General features: G+C 39.9%; 13 protein-coding genes. 8 read left to right on the top strand and 5 right to left on the bottom strand.

All coding sequences use genetic code 11. The features are described from left to right. Positions 1–27: 27 nt before the first annotated feature. Positions 28–609, bottom strand: a complete 582-nt coding sequence (locus Q4567_RS13310; RefSeq protein ID WP_252729193.1) for a DUF3299 domain-containing protein — start codon at positions 607–609, stop codon at positions 28–30. 461 nt (positions 610–1,070) lie between these two features. Between Q4567_RS13310 and Q4567_RS13305 the strand changes: the two genes are divergently transcribed. Then, positions 1,071–1,532, top strand: a complete 462-nt coding sequence (locus Q4567_RS13305) for a hypothetical protein (RefSeq protein ID WP_216048662.1) — start codon at positions 1,071–1,073, stop codon at positions 1,530–1,532. A gap of 423 nt (positions 1,533–1,955) precedes the next feature. Beyond that, complete coding sequence (locus Q4567_RS13300; protein WP_303500707.1) at positions 1,956–4,010, top strand: ATP-binding protein; 2,055 nt, start codon at positions 1,956–1,958, stop codon at positions 4,008–4,010. A 20-nt stretch (positions 4,011–4,030) separates the two neighbouring features. Here the strand turns inward: Q4567_RS13300 and Q4567_RS13295 are convergent, their stop codons facing one another. Both Q4567_RS13295 and Q4567_RS13290 read right to left on the bottom strand, forming a co-directional pair. Next, positions 4,031–4,414, bottom strand: coding sequence for a hypothetical protein (locus Q4567_RS13295; RefSeq protein ID WP_303500706.1), 384 nt, complete (start codon positions 4,412–4,414; stop codon positions 4,031–4,033). Positions 4,415–4,557: 143 nt separating this feature from the next. Further along, on the bottom strand, positions 4,558–5,046 hold the full coding sequence (locus Q4567_RS13290) for a hypothetical protein (RefSeq protein WP_303500705.1): 489 nt from the start codon (positions 5,044–5,046) through the stop codon (positions 4,558–4,560). 446 nt (positions 5,047–5,492) lie between these two features. Between Q4567_RS13290 and nrtS the strand changes: the two genes are divergently transcribed. Further along, on the top strand, positions 5,493–5,717 hold the full coding sequence (nrtS, locus tag Q4567_RS13285; RefSeq protein ID WP_216048659.1) for a nitrate/nitrite transporter NrtS: 225 nt from the start codon (positions 5,493–5,495) through the stop codon (positions 5,715–5,717). A gap of 27 nt (positions 5,718–5,744) precedes the next feature. Beyond that, complete coding sequence (locus tag Q4567_RS13280; protein WP_303500704.1) at positions 5,745–7,394, top strand: methyl-accepting chemotaxis protein; 1,650 nt, start codon at positions 5,745–5,747, stop codon at positions 7,392–7,394. 78 nt (positions 7,395–7,472) lie between these two features. Here Q4567_RS13280 and Q4567_RS13275 read toward each other — a convergent pair whose 3' ends face one another. Next, complete coding sequence (locus Q4567_RS13275; protein ID WP_216048657.1) at positions 7,473–8,411, bottom strand: hypothetical protein; 939 nt, start codon at positions 8,409–8,411, stop codon at positions 7,473–7,475. Between the two features lie 273 nt (positions 8,412–8,684). On the opposite strand from Q4567_RS13275, the gene Q4567_RS13270 reads away from it, so the two are divergent. The 3 genes from Q4567_RS13270 to Q4567_RS13260 all read left to right on the top strand — a co-directional run bounded on the left by Q4567_RS13270 (position 8,685) and on the right by Q4567_RS13260 (position 12,341). After that, the gene (locus tag Q4567_RS13270; protein ID WP_216048656.1) at positions 8,685–8,858 is read left to right on the top strand and encodes a hypothetical protein; all 174 of its coding nucleotides are present in this window, start codon (positions 8,685–8,687) and stop codon (positions 8,856–8,858) included. A gap of 389 nt (positions 8,859–9,247) precedes the next feature. Then, entirely contained in the window at positions 9,248–11,338 is a 2,091-nt protein-coding gene (locus Q4567_RS13265) for a TonB-dependent siderophore receptor (protein WP_303500701.1), read from the top strand. A gap of 280 nt (positions 11,339–11,618) precedes the next feature. Then, a complete protein-coding gene (locus tag Q4567_RS13260) occupies positions 11,619–12,341 on the top strand; it encodes a tetratricopeptide repeat protein (RefSeq protein WP_216048654.1) in 723 nt (240 codons plus the stop codon). Positions 12,342–12,490: 149 nt separating this feature from the next. Here the strand turns inward: Q4567_RS13260 and Q4567_RS13255 are convergent, their stop codons facing one another. Next, positions 12,491–14,482, bottom strand: coding sequence for a serine hydrolase (locus Q4567_RS13255; protein ID WP_303500700.1), 1,992 nt, complete (start codon positions 14,480–14,482; stop codon positions 12,491–12,493). A 649-nt stretch (positions 14,483–15,131) separates the two neighbouring features. Here Q4567_RS13255 and Q4567_RS13250 point away from each other — a divergent pair. After that, positions 15,132–15,446, top strand: a complete 315-nt coding sequence (locus tag Q4567_RS13250) for a DUF1840 domain-containing protein (protein WP_216048652.1) — start codon at positions 15,132–15,134, stop codon at positions 15,444–15,446. The last annotated feature ends 14 nt before the right edge of the window (positions 15,447–15,460 follow it).

Genomic DNA, 15,460 nt, shown 5'->3' with positions numbered 1-15,460 from the left:
ACCAGAGTTATTTTGGCGATTGAATTATCAGTCATATATTTCAATATTATCCAAGGTCATTGCATAAGCAGATGTCCCTGTTTCGTTGCTATTGGTTTCAATATTAATGACACCTTCAAACCAAAACGCCACATCTAACTGAGTAAGCTTAATTCCCTTACTAAATTTACCGTAAATGATTTGATTTGGTGGCGGTGGCGGCATATGCAAACATGCACCAAAATACGGAACGATGAAAAACTCCACTACACGTTTCTGATCATCAGAGCTCAGAGGAACAATAAACCCAGGAATTCTTATCGATTTTTTGTCGAAACTCTGAATAATACGAGTTGACGTTAACGCTTGTTGAAAGCGTTCTACATTTTCACTCTTTTCGCTCATACCAGATAGAGCTTGAACAGAGTCTAGCTCACTACCGTCTTTTATTTCGTTCAGAAAGTCAGGTGGATCAAGTAATGCGTCGAGATCGCTCTGTGGCATTAACTCTATCCATTCAATTTCATCATAAATCGGATTACTTTCCGCCTGTGCAGAAGTGCATAAGAGTAATATTAATGAAAGGAATCCAATACTGTAGCAACGACCCAAAGCAATTTTTCTGTTCAATTTTTTATCACTCTAAAATTATAGTTAGCAGAATTTACAACCCAAATATAAATTTTGTCATATCGTAATACCAGTTTTCTAAGATAGTGCCTATCAACACCTTAGTTGTAAATTTGGAAGCGTTGCTTTAGCTCAAAAGAACGATAACTAACATAGCCGATGATGTGTTTTAGGGTTTTTATCAAAGACTAGATTACCAACTTGAGGATAAATGATTGGGCGGGATATTTTGTCCAACAGTCTCTGTTGTTGGTCACTTCGTCGATATAACTTGACCGATAAGCGAACATCTTGCTAGTTTATTATTCAACCAGCATGGGAGTACGGGTTGATATTTAGCCAGTTTTTTCCAATACAAACGTTGAAACACTGTCGTTTTTTCTAACTAATAGACAGTCATCGCGTTTTTGCCAGACAAATTATTGTAAAAACCTCACTTAACTAACAATATAGGCATAAAGATGAAAAAATTATCGCTTTTTCTTGGGTACTGTTGCGTACTATTCTCAGCATATAGCTTTAGCTGTCAGTACCACGATTATGGAACGAGTAAGATCCCCCAATTTCCGCCTTTGTCACCAGAATTGCACCCTGTGATGTTGCAGCATTTTAGGCCGCCACAAAACGCGCCGCTGAACGTAACCCTTTCAACTGATAGCCAAGCCTCAGCTAAAGGCGGAGTATTCACTATTAGTTATGATATCCATCCTGATTACCACAATGTGAAAGCAGAAGTGGTAAGCAGTAAAGGTGTTAAATTATTAGATAACTCAACGATGTATTTGACTCGTATTAAAGGGAATCAATCGTTTAAATATCAAGCTCTATCTGATGATACTCAAAAGGTCCGAGTTCGTATTTCTGCTGTGCGCAAAGATATGCCCATCATAGTTGAAAAACGACTCAATCTTTCGTCTACATAGAGTTTAATAACGGCTATTAATAGCTGATTTAAATAAGTAGAAAGATAGTCAACACGCCTAATTGGCGTAATTCCGCCAATCCTGTGAGAAAGCCGCAAAAGTGCCAATTTAATGCCAATAAGTGATGGGTATTAAATACATCCGTTATTTATTGGCACACCAACACTTACGATTGTTATATTAACCAATTTTATAACTTGTTTTGGAATCCTAGACTCCTCCCCCTTTTTTAAACTGGTTGAAACTTAAAGTGGTCTAAAACCGGACAAAATCCGTTTAGAGTATATTAAAGTTTGAAACTTATTTATCAAAACGGTAGGGTGCAGGAAATCAGGAAAATTGATTTTCAATTCAGCTAAACTCCATAGTGCTAAATGCTCAATTTAAGCCTACTATTGGTTTAAATTTAGAAGGAAACAAATTGTGGTGCATAATCTAAAACAGTTGTATCAAATCACCTCAGATAACAGGCTGTCAGATTCTGAAAAAATGGTTTCCCTGCTGAAAATGGGTGCCGATTATTTTCAGTTGGAACTAGGTATTATCAGTGAAATAAACGATGATATTTATACGGTTCGATTTGCGATTTCCCCAGATAACTCACTCCTTGCGGGTACCACTTTCAATGTAGCTGAAACTTATTGTTTGCACACTTTAGCAACCAATCAAGCACTGTCATTCTATCATGCAGGAAAAAGCCGTATTGCTCAGCACCCTTGTTATACAAATTTTGGTTTGGAAAGTTATATAGGTGCACCTTTGATAGTGGAAGGCAGACGTTTCGGTACCATTAATTTTTCAGCAAGCGCACCTCGCTCAAAACCTTTTAGCGACGAAGAACATGACTTTATCGAATTACTTTCACATTGGATAGGGAATGAAATTGCTCGTCATGAGAAGATCGAATTGTTACAAGCACAGCAAAAAGCCATGGCGCGTCAACAAGATATCTTAGAGCAAATGGGCCAAGTAGCAAATGTCGGCGCGTGGGAACTGGATTTAGCAAGCGAAAAACTTTTTTGGTCTACAGAAACGAAAAAAATTCATGAAGTAGACGATGGTTTTGAACCAACTATTGAATCCGGATTAGATTTTTATAAACCTGGTGAAAATCAGCGACGAATAACTTCTTTGCTCAACGGCATCGTAGAAAAGGGTGGCCACTTTTCTGGCGAGTTTGAGATTATTACCCAAAGAGGCACTGAAAAATGGGTAGCAGTAAAGGGTAAAGCAGAGTTAGATAATGGCAAATGCGTAAGATTAGTCGGCGCTTTTCAAGATATTACTGCGCAAGTTAACAATAGGGTTGAATTGGAAAGTAGGCATAAAGAACTCTCACTAGCACTTGAAGCTCGTAGTTTATTTTTAGCCAATATGAGCCACGAAATTCGCACACCGATTAATGGTGTTCTAGGCATGTTACAAATATTGGAGAGCTCTCCGCTTAACTCTCAACAACAACGATTTCTAGGATTGGCCAAGGATAGCGCAACCTCTTTACTGGGGATTATCAGTGATATTTTGGATTTCACCAAGATTGACTCAGATAAGTTAACCCTCGAAGAAGTGCCAATAGATCTCAATCAATTGCTCAATAATTGCGTCGAAATCTTTAATCCACGGGCGCAAGACAAATCCATCAAGTTAGTAAGAAAGTTTGAATTAACCGATAAAGTTTTTGCCGTATCTGACCCGACGCGATTACGTCAAATTTGCTCTAATTTGCTCTCGAATGCTATAAAATTTACTCATCAAGGGCAGGTTGATATAACGACCCAAATAACACGGAAAGACAACAATCGCGCTATGTTGACGATTCTTGTGGAAGACTCAGGTGTGGGTATAAATGAAGAACAGTTAGCGCAATTGTTCTCACCTTTTAATCAAGCGGATGCATCAACCACGCGTAAGTTTGGGGGGACGGGTTTAGGGCTTTCTATTACCCGAAAATTATGTCAACTAATGGGAGGGGACGTTAGCGTAGAAAGCACCCCTGATGCAGGTAGCAAATTCAAAGCAAGCATTAACCTTGGGATAGTTGAAGCCAGTGAATTAACCTCAACCACTTCTGCTGTTCAGACCACAGAAATGGATCTAAGCCACTTACGAATACTCATCGTTGAAGACAACGAAATTAATCAAGTGGTGATCGGCGAAATGTTAAAACAACGACACATCGTTTTCGACATTGTGAAAGATGGTATCGAAGCACTTGCTATTCTCAAACATGGCATCAAATTTGGGCACGAGTATTCAATCATTTTAATGGATTGTCAGATGCCCAATATGGATGGCTACCAAGCCACACAGCATATTCGACAACTACCAGCACCGGTTAATTCAATTCCAATCATTGCGCTTACTGCTAACGCAATGTCTGATGAACGTGAAAAGTGTTTTGCATCTGGAATGAATGAATATTTATCCAAACCAATAGAGCAGGCAAAGCTGTTTAGCATGATAGAAAAGTTTGCTTAACGATGTAAAAAGTTAATGCATCATTTCGGCTCGGCTTTACTCGCTTTTATTTTTTTCGCTATCTCTTGAAACTCGTAGGTCGGATAAAACTCGGTGGTAAACGAGCCCCATGCAGATTTTTCCACTGCTAAATTTAAAGTTCTCAAATCTTTGGGTGACACACGCAAAGTAATAACCTGGCCTAAGCCCATAGCCACATACCAAGATTCAATCTGCATACCTTCGGGCGGAAATGATTGCCAAAACTCGTTTTTATCTTGGATGGCCTGCAGTTCAGTCAAACTCTTGTCTTGTTGATGTTTTAAGATCACCGTAACTAAGATGCTATCACTGTCGATGCTGGTATCTTCTGCATTCACAATACCACTAAACATCACAATAATGGTCATTAGCAAATATTTCATAATGCCTCCTAGGCTTGGTCCACAACTTGGTTGGAAGTAATTTGTTGTACGTAATCAGTTCCATACTATCAGGCATATTAACTTAGCATACAAGCAATTCGATAAACGTTGATATGGCCAATGACAGGCATATCAGGGCACTATTACCAACGTTGTTTATCTTCTTGTGAGGCACTTTCCTGACACTCACCGACTATTTCAGTTTTGCTGCGCATTTGTGAAAAGTCCAGTTCAATGAAACCATGTCGACAATAACCTGTTTCGGTTAATTTTTTGTCTAACAATTCCAAGACGGCCTCTCGTTTATCTTCATCAGAACCGCCTTCACTGCGCTGAATCGAACTGACTTGCGAAGTATCTTGGGTTGACTCAGATTGACCTCGGCCACCTCTACCTTGCCGTGAACGGCCACCTTCGCCGCCCCCTCTTTTGCCCTCAGGCTTACCTTCGCCGCCACGACCTTCGCCTTTACCCTGTTCATACAATATCGCCAGAACAAAGCGCTTCGAGCCATCAGCGTGAATTTTGGTAGTGAATATTTCTTCTGCTTCTTGATGGCGCTCAGGTTTGCCTGCACAGGCTGACAAAGCAAACGAAAAAAGTAGAATCACAAAACTTAAACGGTAAGACATAAGACGATTTCCAAGTAACAGATTTTAATAACCGCAGATTCTGACCTAAACCTCAACCATAGGTTCCAAGCAAATATAACTTTCTAAATTGCTTATGATTATGGCTTTTAATCATCCTTACTTGTTCAATTCGAACTGTGTTGAGCAATACTCACTGCTTTAGTCTAATAGAATAACGCCTGATTTAAACTACAATGAGTATTTGTCAGGCTTAAATTCCCGAGTTGCGGAAAATTTTAAACATAACAAAGTGAAAGTTTTCGCCGATAACATTGTTCTTAAACTAGCGATTGATAAAACACAACGAGATGCGATTCAACAAGTTGTTTAACAATATCATCGATATCGCCCTATACACTTGGTTTTTAAGAACCCATTGCATAGGAGTTTTCAAAAAATTGAAGGCGGCAACTCTACAACACAGTTTACTACAGAAGGTGACAACGGTGTTTACGGCAAAACAACTTAAGACAGCAATTTTTATTAGTATAGTGGTAGGAACAATACTAACGTTAATCAATCAAGGAGAGGCGTTTTTAGGCGAAGCAGAAATAATTTGGTTCAAGGTAATCCTTACTTATATTGTGCCATTTTGTGTATCGATGTACTCAAGTAGCGTGGCACGATTAGATACAAAGCCAATAGAAAAAACAAAACCTTTGGATGGCTAAGTCGCCCAACTTTGAACTGGAAAGATAATGGATATGTTGAATAACTTTAGTATAAATAAACGTTTGCTTATTGGTTTTAGTATTGTCACTTTACTTATGGTGATACTTACCATGGTAGGCATTTATCGAGTCAATATGATCGGTAGCACGCTCACCACAATGACAAACATTAATGTGGTAAAACAAAGGCACGCAATTAACTTTCGCGGAAGTGTCCATGATCGTGCCATTGCGATTCGCGATTTAGCCACAGCTCAAAGCCCTGCGAATGTTAAGGTTCATATAGACGATATTAATAGGTTAACCGAATTTTACCGCTCATCCAGTGATAAAATGCAAGCAATGCAAGCAGCGGGAACTATTTTTAGCAGCCAAGAAACATCGATTTTGCAACAACTCGATAATCTCCAACAACAAACAGAACGCCTGATACAACAAGTGATAAAGGCCAAAACAGGTCAGTCGAGCGACGATGGTTTGTCGCTGCTAAGAAATGGTGGTAGCCAACTCTTCGTTCAATGGCTCGATACGATTAATTCGTTTATCGATTTGCAAGAAAGCAAAAACGTTGCTGCTACCAATCAGATTTTAGAAAACGCCGCTAGCTTTAAAACTACCATGTTGGTGTTAACCTTTAGTGCGTTAATACTTTCCATTTTAGTCGCCTATGTTATCGCCAATAGCTTTAAAGCGTCACTTGGCGCAGAACCTGCGGTTGCAGCAGAATCCCTGTCTCAAATTGCGCAAGGGAATTTGGCTCAATCATTCAGTACTAAGCATGACCATAGCATGTTGGCAACGATGTCAAAAATGCAGGAAAGACTGCGCAATACAGTACTTGAAATTGCGGCGGCATCTCACGATTTAAAACAACAATCCACATTGGTTACCCAAGGCTCGAAAGAGATAGTGTTACTCGCCCAAGAACAAGATCAACTCACCGTGAGCACTCGTACTCGTTTGAGTGACATTAAAGAAAATATCGTTTTTGTGTCTGAAACCGCATCTAAAAACAAAGTTAATGCGAAACGTATGGTGGAACGTGCGAGCAATGGAATCGATTCCATGGCATTGAGTGTCGATGCCATGCAAAACGTCGCAACCACAGTGGCCCAAGCGGTGGAACAAATTAGTAAATTAGAGGCGTTAACCAATCAGATTGGTGGCATTACCAATGTGATTAACAGTATTTCAGATCAGACTAACCTTTTAGCGCTCAACGCAGCCATAGAAGCGGCTCGAGCTGGTGAATCTGGACGCGGTTTCGCAGTGGTTGCAGATGAAGTAAGACAGTTAGCCTTGCGCACAGGAGAAGCAACCAGTGAAATTCAATCGACCATTGAAGAAGTGCAACAAGAAACTTCCACAGCAGTAACTGTCATGCAAAATACGTTGCCCAAGGTACAAGATGGTCAAACCAAGACGCACAATGCCATGGATTTACTGCAAGAAATTGAAGAAAATGCGAACAATTCATTTAATAATGCGACCATAGTGGCAGATACGGCTTCTGACCAAGTTGTCATAATTGGCACAATAAATGAGGTTGTCGCTCAAATTGATGAAATCAACAAAAAAACCGTTTATTCGTTAGAGCAGAATAACGCAGCAACCATTGCTTTAGATAAACTCGCGGAAAAACTAAATAAAGAAGTCGGTTTCTTTAAAACAAGTTAGTGACCAAATAGTAATTGCGAGCCTAGCTAAACCAACTTTGATAGTTTGGCTTGGCTAGGTTTTATATTGCTAAGCAATTTAATCGTTTACGTCACTAGCGACTTTTTTAATGCGGTGACGAATTGATATTTTTGAGACTTCATCCAATTTAATAACGTAAGCATTTCCGCCGATACCACGAAATGATTCATCTGTGAACACTATGCTATTGTCATCCAAGAATGTGATAGCTTCTTTTTGGGTCACAATACCTAAGTCGATGCGCGACACATCACCGTCAAAAAACTTATCACCCTCGAAGTTTTCAAATAGCCAAATGCTAGTTGAATCTAATAGGGCTAACTGTTTGCGGTTAGGGCTTAACGCGGCAGATGTAATCCAACATAACTTGCCCATTGTGGTACAGGTTTTAAATGAACCAATTAATTCAGCATCAAAGTTAGCTGCATGATCACCGACCTTGTAAACATTTGTAATACCATCAAAAGGTTCGGTTCTATTCTTAGTGAACAAATACAGATGCCTATCAAATTCAACAAAAGCTTCTAAATCGTAGTTCCTCTTATCTGGCGTGACAGGATTTTCATCTAACTCAGGATAGGTAAACTTAATAATTTCCGCTTCAGTGGTATTGCCTTTAATATCAATGGGATTTTCTATTTTATAGATAGTTAGCCATCTGCGTGAATTGTCGTTATTACCAAAATCACCAAGAAAAAAATGCCCAAAACTATTTTGAGTCATGTCTTCCCAATCTATATTTTTAGCGTTAGTCACTAATATTTCTTTGGCAATAGAACCGTCTGTGTTTATTTGATAGAGCTTAGGATCGTCGCCACTATCATTGATCGCCCACAAACGATTTCTTTTATCAATTTCTATCCCTGAAATTTCATGCAACTTTGGGTCAATATTAATGTGTTTTTTACTGTAAAGAGTATGAATAGATGAGCCAATTAATATTGCTGCAATGACTATCGAGACGCTAACCAGTGTCAAAATACTTCGTTTTACCATGACATCGTTGTTGTACCTAAAATTAAGTTGGCGCAAGTATGTCGTATGCCCCAAAGAAAAAAAAGTAAATTAGCTAATCCAAAAGTTGTTAATGTAGATTGCCAATGACGGTTGACTGAAGAAGCTGTAGCCTGCGGTTTCATTTAGCTTGAATTTAGCAGCGCTCCCCCCATATTTGTATGTATGAATTGACGCCTTGAGCTAAAGTCAACAACAGTCGCTTGAAAATTGCTTATGCATTGCAATTTAAGTTGGCACAAACAGGAGTGAAAATTGACAGTTTTAATTATATTGGGTGTTTTGTTTATTAGTCTTTTGGTTGTCATTCCGTTACTTGAACGTTCCAACTTTAGATTGTCTAGTGAACAAATGTCTAAAATGAGTCGCTGGATATTACCCTTATTAGTGGTAATGGTAGTGATTCAACTGATAATGTATTACGCCTAGTTAATCGGCCTAAATCTCTATCATAAAAGAGAATAGCCCCGCCTTGTCGTTAATAAAAATTCACGCTGAGCAATGAATCACACAATTGCTCAAACTTAAATCTCCCTATACATATAAATGATTATTGTGCTTTTCCAAATTCAAGGTATTAAGCCGTTATTAGCAGTTTGATTATTCAACGTATGAAGAATCCAACTTTGTCAAACCCAACGCAATGATAGTGATTTTTTGAATCCTTTGTCTCCAACGCCACTGTTTCTGTGTATTTTCCTTATATTTTTTCATTCCTTTATATTTATTTAAAACCTCCAAATAGGAATTGATATCATTCGCGTTTGTGTTAACATCCTCTTCCACGTAATTTAGTTTAAATAATTTCAGGGCTTTCCATGCAGTTTAACCAGATTTTTGTTGGTGTTAGTTTAGGACTAATGTCTCTTTCAAGTGCCGCTCAAACACCAGATTCCAGCGATAGTGAAAAAGACCTTGAGGTCATTAGTGTAAATGGAACATATTTTAATGATTATCAGGTGCAAGATGCATCTGGTGCCATGCGTAGCAACATTCCGTTACTAGAAACAGCCCAAGCAGTAACCGTAATTCCTGATACGATTATCAATGAACAGTTAGCCACGACACTCGGTGAAGTACTGCACAATGACGCAAGTTTGTCACCAGGAACTAAACAAAGAAATCGTGAAGTCTTTAGCTCCAGAGGTTTTGAATTAAGTTCATCTACCGGTTATTTACGTGACGGCCATCAGCATTGGTCCCATTACCAACAACCCATTGAAACCTTATCCCGTGTCGAAGTTATCAAAGGGCCTTCAAGTATTCTATATGGCCAATCTGCACCGGGCGGCTTAATTAACATGGTTACCAAAAAGCCCACCAATACACGCTTGTTAGAAATAAGCGCGGATACCGATCAACAGGGTTCAACTCGCTTTATGCTTGATGCCGGTGGCGAAATCACGGCTGACACAACTTACCGTGCAGTTGTGGTTAAACAAGACGTTAATTTTGATCGCGAATATCAAAACGGTGAAACCCGTGAACGAGATCGCTTTTTGGGCTCTCTTGCCCTAGAGCACAAGTTCAGCGACGACTTAGTGATAAGTGCCTACTATGACCGCACTAATGATAAAGCTGGTTTAGATACAGGCGCTTGGCTAGATAGCAATGGTGATATCGTCAGTGAGAAGCACACCATTAATGACTTTTCATGGGCATTTACTGATATAACAGTAGAAAATATCGGCGCTAAAGTAACTTATTTCTTTACCCCGGAATGGCAAGTGAAACTTGGTTATAACGAACAGACATTTGAACGTCAGCGTTTTGAATCTTCACCTTCCTTACCTTCTGGTTATCAACAGGGTGATAGCTATACTTCCAATCCTTATGATCGTTTTGATGATTGGCAGTTTAAAACCGCCTTTATAGATTTAAATGGTGAATTCACCTTCGGTGGTATTGAACATAACCTATTGTTTGGTGCTAACGGTCTTGATTATTATTACGGTCAATTAATCGAAAGAGGTGATTCAATCACTTTTACTCCAGGTGAAGTTGAACCAACGGTTCCAGACCTTGATTATCACAGAGATACAACGTTAAGCACCACTGAATATGATTATTATGGCGTTTATTTCCAAGACTTAATGACCTTAAATGAACAATGGCAAGTAGCTATTGGTGGTCGTTACGACAAGCAAAATCGTGAAGGTGCAGACAACGAATCATTATTACCTAAAGTTGGTGTGCTTTATCACCCTGTAGAAAACAGCACTATTTATGTGAACTATTCTGAAGGTTTTGAACCACAATCAAGTGAAACTATTGAAGATGAATTAGATAGAAACTTTGGTATGGAAATCGATGCAACTACCTCTAAACAAATTGAGATAGGTGCTAAATGGGAAGTATCAGATCGTCTATTATTAAATACTGCCATTTTCAATATTGAAAAATCGGGAACACTCATTTCTGAACAATTAAATGACGATCCAGATTATGAGACTGTTACCACTCAGTCTGGTTTACAAACCCATAAAGGGTTTGAAATATCCGCACAAGGTGCCGTTACCGACAAGTGGTTTGTAATGACATCAGCGATGTACTTGCATGCAGAGTATGAAGTAGATGAAACCTATCAAGGTAACACTCCTGCAGATGCCCCTAAATGGTCGGCTTCCATATGGTCACGTTACGAATTATCTGAAAAACTAGCGCTTAATGCGGGTATTTTCTATCAAGGTGAGCGTTTCGCCGACAATGCGAATACGGTCACTAAAGATTCATATGCCAGAGTCGATGTAGGTGCTACATACCGCGCAAACCTAATGGGTAAAGATGTTGATTTTCGTTTGAACATTGAAAACCTTTTGGATAAAGATTACTTAGCTGGTGGCGGCACGAATAACGTTACTATTGGTGATGGTGCAACCGCAAGACTTGCAGTAAAAGCGTCATTCTAAATCCGAATCAACCTTTGGCTGAGCCAATCAGCTAAAGGTTTACCATTGCCGCCTTTGTTTACATAGCGCAACAAGGGCGGTAATTATCTAACACTAACCTTCGTACTCTTTCTTTTCTGGTCACAAACCGTCTCAATTTTAAAAAGTATATTGAGCCGCGCTTTATTAACTTGTACTCTAAAAATAAGTTGAACAATCTGCCAATCCACAATTCGTCAGAGTTTAATTTTCAACTCAACCATCACAATTCAATCATTAAAGCATAAGCCTTAGGAGTAAAATGAAAAACTACTTTCAATTATCTATTCTTCGATCACTTTCATTACTCATTGTGCTTTTCATTGCTGTTTCATTCCGCACTCATGCTGCACAGCAATATGAAATTGACCCTAATTTAGATGAGTCAATTAAATGGTACATAGGTGCCACGGGAAAAGTGGATGATGGCAAGGCTAAAACACTGCTAGAGACCGCAGCTTTGACCAAAGATCCACTAGCGGTTATGTGGATAGCAAGAGTGTATTCAACCGGCAGAATGGGATATCCAGCAGATAAAGACAAGGCAAAGGAAATTGCTAAGAGTGTGATTTCTAAAGTAGAAGAATTAGCTGAGCAACAGGTTCCCGAGGCCATATTTTTGATGGGAACCGCTTATGCCGAAGGGCTAGGGAAAAATGAGAACTCACAAGAAGCCGTTGAATGGTATCGACGAGCAGCCAAACTGGGTAACACATTGGCACAACATAATTTAGGAAACGCTTATGCTTTCGCAGCGGGAATTGAACAAAACCATGAGTTAGCGGTAAAGTGGTGGCTCAAGGCAGCAGAGCAAGGCGATGCCATTCCCCAGTACCAATTAGGGCTCAGCTATGAGGCCGGAAAAGGCGTGGCTCAAGATCGCGCTACAGCAAAACGCTGGTATCAAGAATCGGCAGAAAGAGGCTATGCCAAGGCTAAAATCGCTCTAACCAGATTAAATCGACTAGAGCGATTAAATAGGTAATTTAGTCCCTCTGATCCAGAGCTAACTTGATGGTTGAATAGGTTTCGACCTCGTCTGCCAAGCTGCTTGTAGGGAAAAGTACTCATTCACCCCAAGTTATTTGCCAATAACTGTGCATGCTGAGCTTCCCATACAACCGCTCTAAAAACTTACAAGGACATACGCTCAAACATCACGTCCTGGGTACGGCCATTACTGAGGCTTATTCCAGTTACCTTGCCACTTACATCTCGAATGAAACTCAAATCACTGTATATAGTAGTCGTTTCGCTGAACACATCTGGTTCCGACGGAACTAAGGTCAATTCAGGGAGATTGTACAGTTTTAGCGTGAGGCTATCCTCTTCATTCATGCCGATGGTGTAAAGTACCTCTAACTCATTCGAAAAGTACTTACCTGTATAGTCAGCCAATTGCTTTTTTGTAGGTTCAAATATGTCGAGTTTTGTGAACTCGTAACGATCCGAACTGAGACCGGGTTTAATGGAGATGCCACTTATTTTTTCATTTTTCATCGAATAGCGCACATTGAATTGTCCATCGCTCACCGCAAACTCCGTTTCAGAGAGCGCTATCATGGGCATGGCGTTACTATCGTCAAAGACCATTTTAAGCTGTAAGTCTGAAACCATTATCTCCACAGTCATTCCGAGCAATTCTGATTTGAACTTCCCTGCTAACTGCGCTAAATATTCTGGGGATAAACTAAGACTGCTTATATCTTCTTGATTATCAATTTCTTTCGATGACTCGGTAAAATCCTTGCCAAAAAACAAGTCAACGACTTGATTCCACATAGCCATGTTAAAAGCTGTATTATTGGTGTTTAAAAACACCCCTTTTTCAAGTTTGGGAAAGAATGCATAGTTAGTATAATGCGCCATATCAGCACCACCGTGTTCGTAGCGTAATAATCCCTTATAATCTTCGACGCCCAAACCTAATGCATAAGTTTGCGGTTCACCGTTATTAAGTACGCCAGGCGTCGTTAATTTAGTGATCAGCTCCTTTCCACCCAGCTCGCCAGTGATGTAATTCTGCGACCACTTTGCCATATCAGCAACAGTAGTATAAATACCACCGGCTCCCGGTGCGGAATACAAATCTCCAGCTTCTCGAAAGCCATTTTTATCATTATCGTATCCTTGAACCCCATTTGGGATAATATGGCCAGGATCCCGTCTTACATAAGTGTTTTTCATGTGGAGTGGCTCAAAAATATTTGCCTGCATCCAGTCTGAAAATGGCTGTCCACTAACGCGTTCAACAAGCAGTGCCATTAAAATAAAGCCTGTGTTGTTATAATTCATTTTCTCGCCAGGCGCGGATTGTAACTTTGCTTGCTTTTTCACTATTTCGATAGCTTGATGCTTGTCTATGAATTCTTCGCCCGTCCACCCCCGCATCCCTAAAAAATCAAATATTTCACGTAAACCCGAGGTATGTGTAAGAAGGTTTCTGATGGTAATGTCTGCGCTAAAATCTGGCAGTTCCGGAAAATACTGCCGAAGATTATCGTCTAAGCTTAACTTTCCTTGCTGTTCAAGTAGTAGCATCGCCATCCCAGTAAACTGCTTTGAAACAGAACCAATATTGGTTGGCATGTCGGGGGTAAATGCAACGCCATGGGCAATATTTGCCATACCTGCAGAATGAACGTGGGTAGTCTGCCCCTTTTCAAACACACCAATGACCCCACCAGGAGTCGCTTCCTTATCGTATGGGCTGAGTAATTGTTCGAGGCGTTTATCAGGGTCCTCAGGGATGGCCTCATTACGAACTAATTGTATTGAGTAACGGCCAGCGGTACTTTCATCAAACGATCTGACAACGACTTTATAATCGCCAGCCTTTTTAGTATCTAATGTAAAAGGCTCACTACCAATTTCAGTGCTATTGTAGGCCTTAATTTCTGTCCCTTTAGGGTCAAATAACTGAATTTTCACATCGATTGTGTCTTGCTCAACTTCTCCAAAAATAAAGTGATTTTCTGCCGCCTTGATAAAGTAATTATGCGACTCCCCTTCTTTTAATTCTTTTTTCACGCTTTGGAGTCGTTGAAGAACATGCGTATCTTTAGCACTAAGATTGAATGGCGCAGACAAAGTGACTAAAACGGCTAAAGAGATAAAGTGATTCATTATGTATTCCCTTACTGAATAAAATTTATATGAGCGTTTGAGTTAACCGATACTAAAAGTAAATTAAGGTATAGCACAAGGTAGCAATCATACAAGGTGCATAGCCATTAGGTTAAAGCACACTTCTTAATTTTGTGGTTGCTCACGAATTTTTATAACTCAATCTACTTGGACGAACTCCTTATAACCTGCGGCCTCACGCTGCGCGATTATCAACTAAAGCTAATCGAAGCTCCCCCCCTTAACATGGGTGTCTTGGTATCTCGGTGTCTTGGTATCTCCTAAACATGGGTGTCTTAGTAACTCCTCGAGTTTTTATAACTCAATCTACTTGGACGAACTCCTTATAACCTGCGGCCTAACGCTGCGCGATTATCAACTAAAGCTAATCGAAGCTCCTCCCTTAACATGGGTGTCTTGGTATCTCCTCCTGGGTGTCTTGGTAACTCCTTAACATGGGTGTCTTGGTAACTCCTAAACATGGGTGTCTTTATAATTCCTTTTATAATTCCTTTCATAACCTCGATGTTTAGACTTCAGATAGGAAGGTATTTAACCCAATGCAGTGAAACTCGTTAGTTGAAGTATAGGGTGTTGTATGGTGTACACTTATCTTACATTTTCGAACAACCCGAAGAGTTAAATCATCATGTTAATAATTTTTTCCAGTCAAGCAGGTGCCAACATTACTATGTTCGGAGATATCGCAGTGCAATTACTAAAAATGATGGGGCATAGCGGCACGGTACCCAGTGCAATTCTAGCAAAAGATGTCCCTGCAGCTCTTGCGAACCTGGAGGCTGCGCTCGGAGTAGCAACGCAACACGCCGAATCAGAAGAGCTTACTGACGATAACGAAGAAACGCCTGATGTTAGCCTTTCTCACCGTGCTTTACCTTTAATCGATTTACTAAAGGCTGCAATAAAAAACGATAGTAACGTACAGTGGACGGACAATACTTAGTCCCATTGCCAATG

The organism is Aliiglaciecola sp. 2_MG-2023 (assembly GCF_030548145.1).
Classification (GTDB): domain Bacteria; phylum Pseudomonadota; class Gammaproteobacteria; order Enterobacterales; family Alteromonadaceae; genus Aliiglaciecola; species Aliiglaciecola lipolytica_A.
The sequence above is the reverse complement of the archived record's forward strand: the minus strand, read 5'-3'. Positions and strand labels throughout refer to the sequence as shown.

Excerpts from the sequence above, each read along its gene's own strand:
- Q4567_RS13250 (WP_216048652.1), top strand. The coding sequence starts at position 15,132 with ATGTTAATAATTTTTTCCAGTCAAGCAGGTGCCAACATTACTATGTTC.
- Q4567_RS13275 (WP_216048657.1), bottom strand. The coding sequence starts at position 8,411 with ATGGTAAAACGAAGTATTTTGACACTGGTTAGCGTCTCGATAGTCATT.
- Q4567_RS13255 (WP_303500700.1), bottom strand. The coding sequence starts at position 14,482 with ATGAATCACTTTATCTCTTTAGCCGTTTTAGTCACTTTGTCTGCGCCA.
- Q4567_RS13305 (WP_216048662.1), top strand. The coding sequence starts at position 1,071 with ATGAAAAAATTATCGCTTTTTCTTGGGTACTGTTGCGTACTATTCTCA.
- Q4567_RS13295 (WP_303500706.1), bottom strand. The coding sequence starts at position 4,414 with ATGAAATATTTGCTAATGACCATTATTGTGATGTTTAGTGGTATTGTG.
- Q4567_RS13280 (WP_303500704.1), top strand. The coding sequence starts at position 5,745 with ATGGATATGTTGAATAACTTTAGTATAAATAAACGTTTGCTTATTGGT.
- Q4567_RS13265 (WP_303500701.1), top strand. The coding sequence starts at position 9,248 with ATGCAGTTTAACCAGATTTTTGTTGGTGTTAGTTTAGGACTAATGTCT.
- Q4567_RS13290 (WP_303500705.1), bottom strand. The coding sequence starts at position 5,046 with ATGTCTTACCGTTTAAGTTTTGTGATTCTACTTTTTTCGTTTGCTTTG.
- Q4567_RS13260 (WP_216048654.1), top strand. The coding sequence starts at position 11,619 with ATGAAAAACTACTTTCAATTATCTATTCTTCGATCACTTTCATTACTC.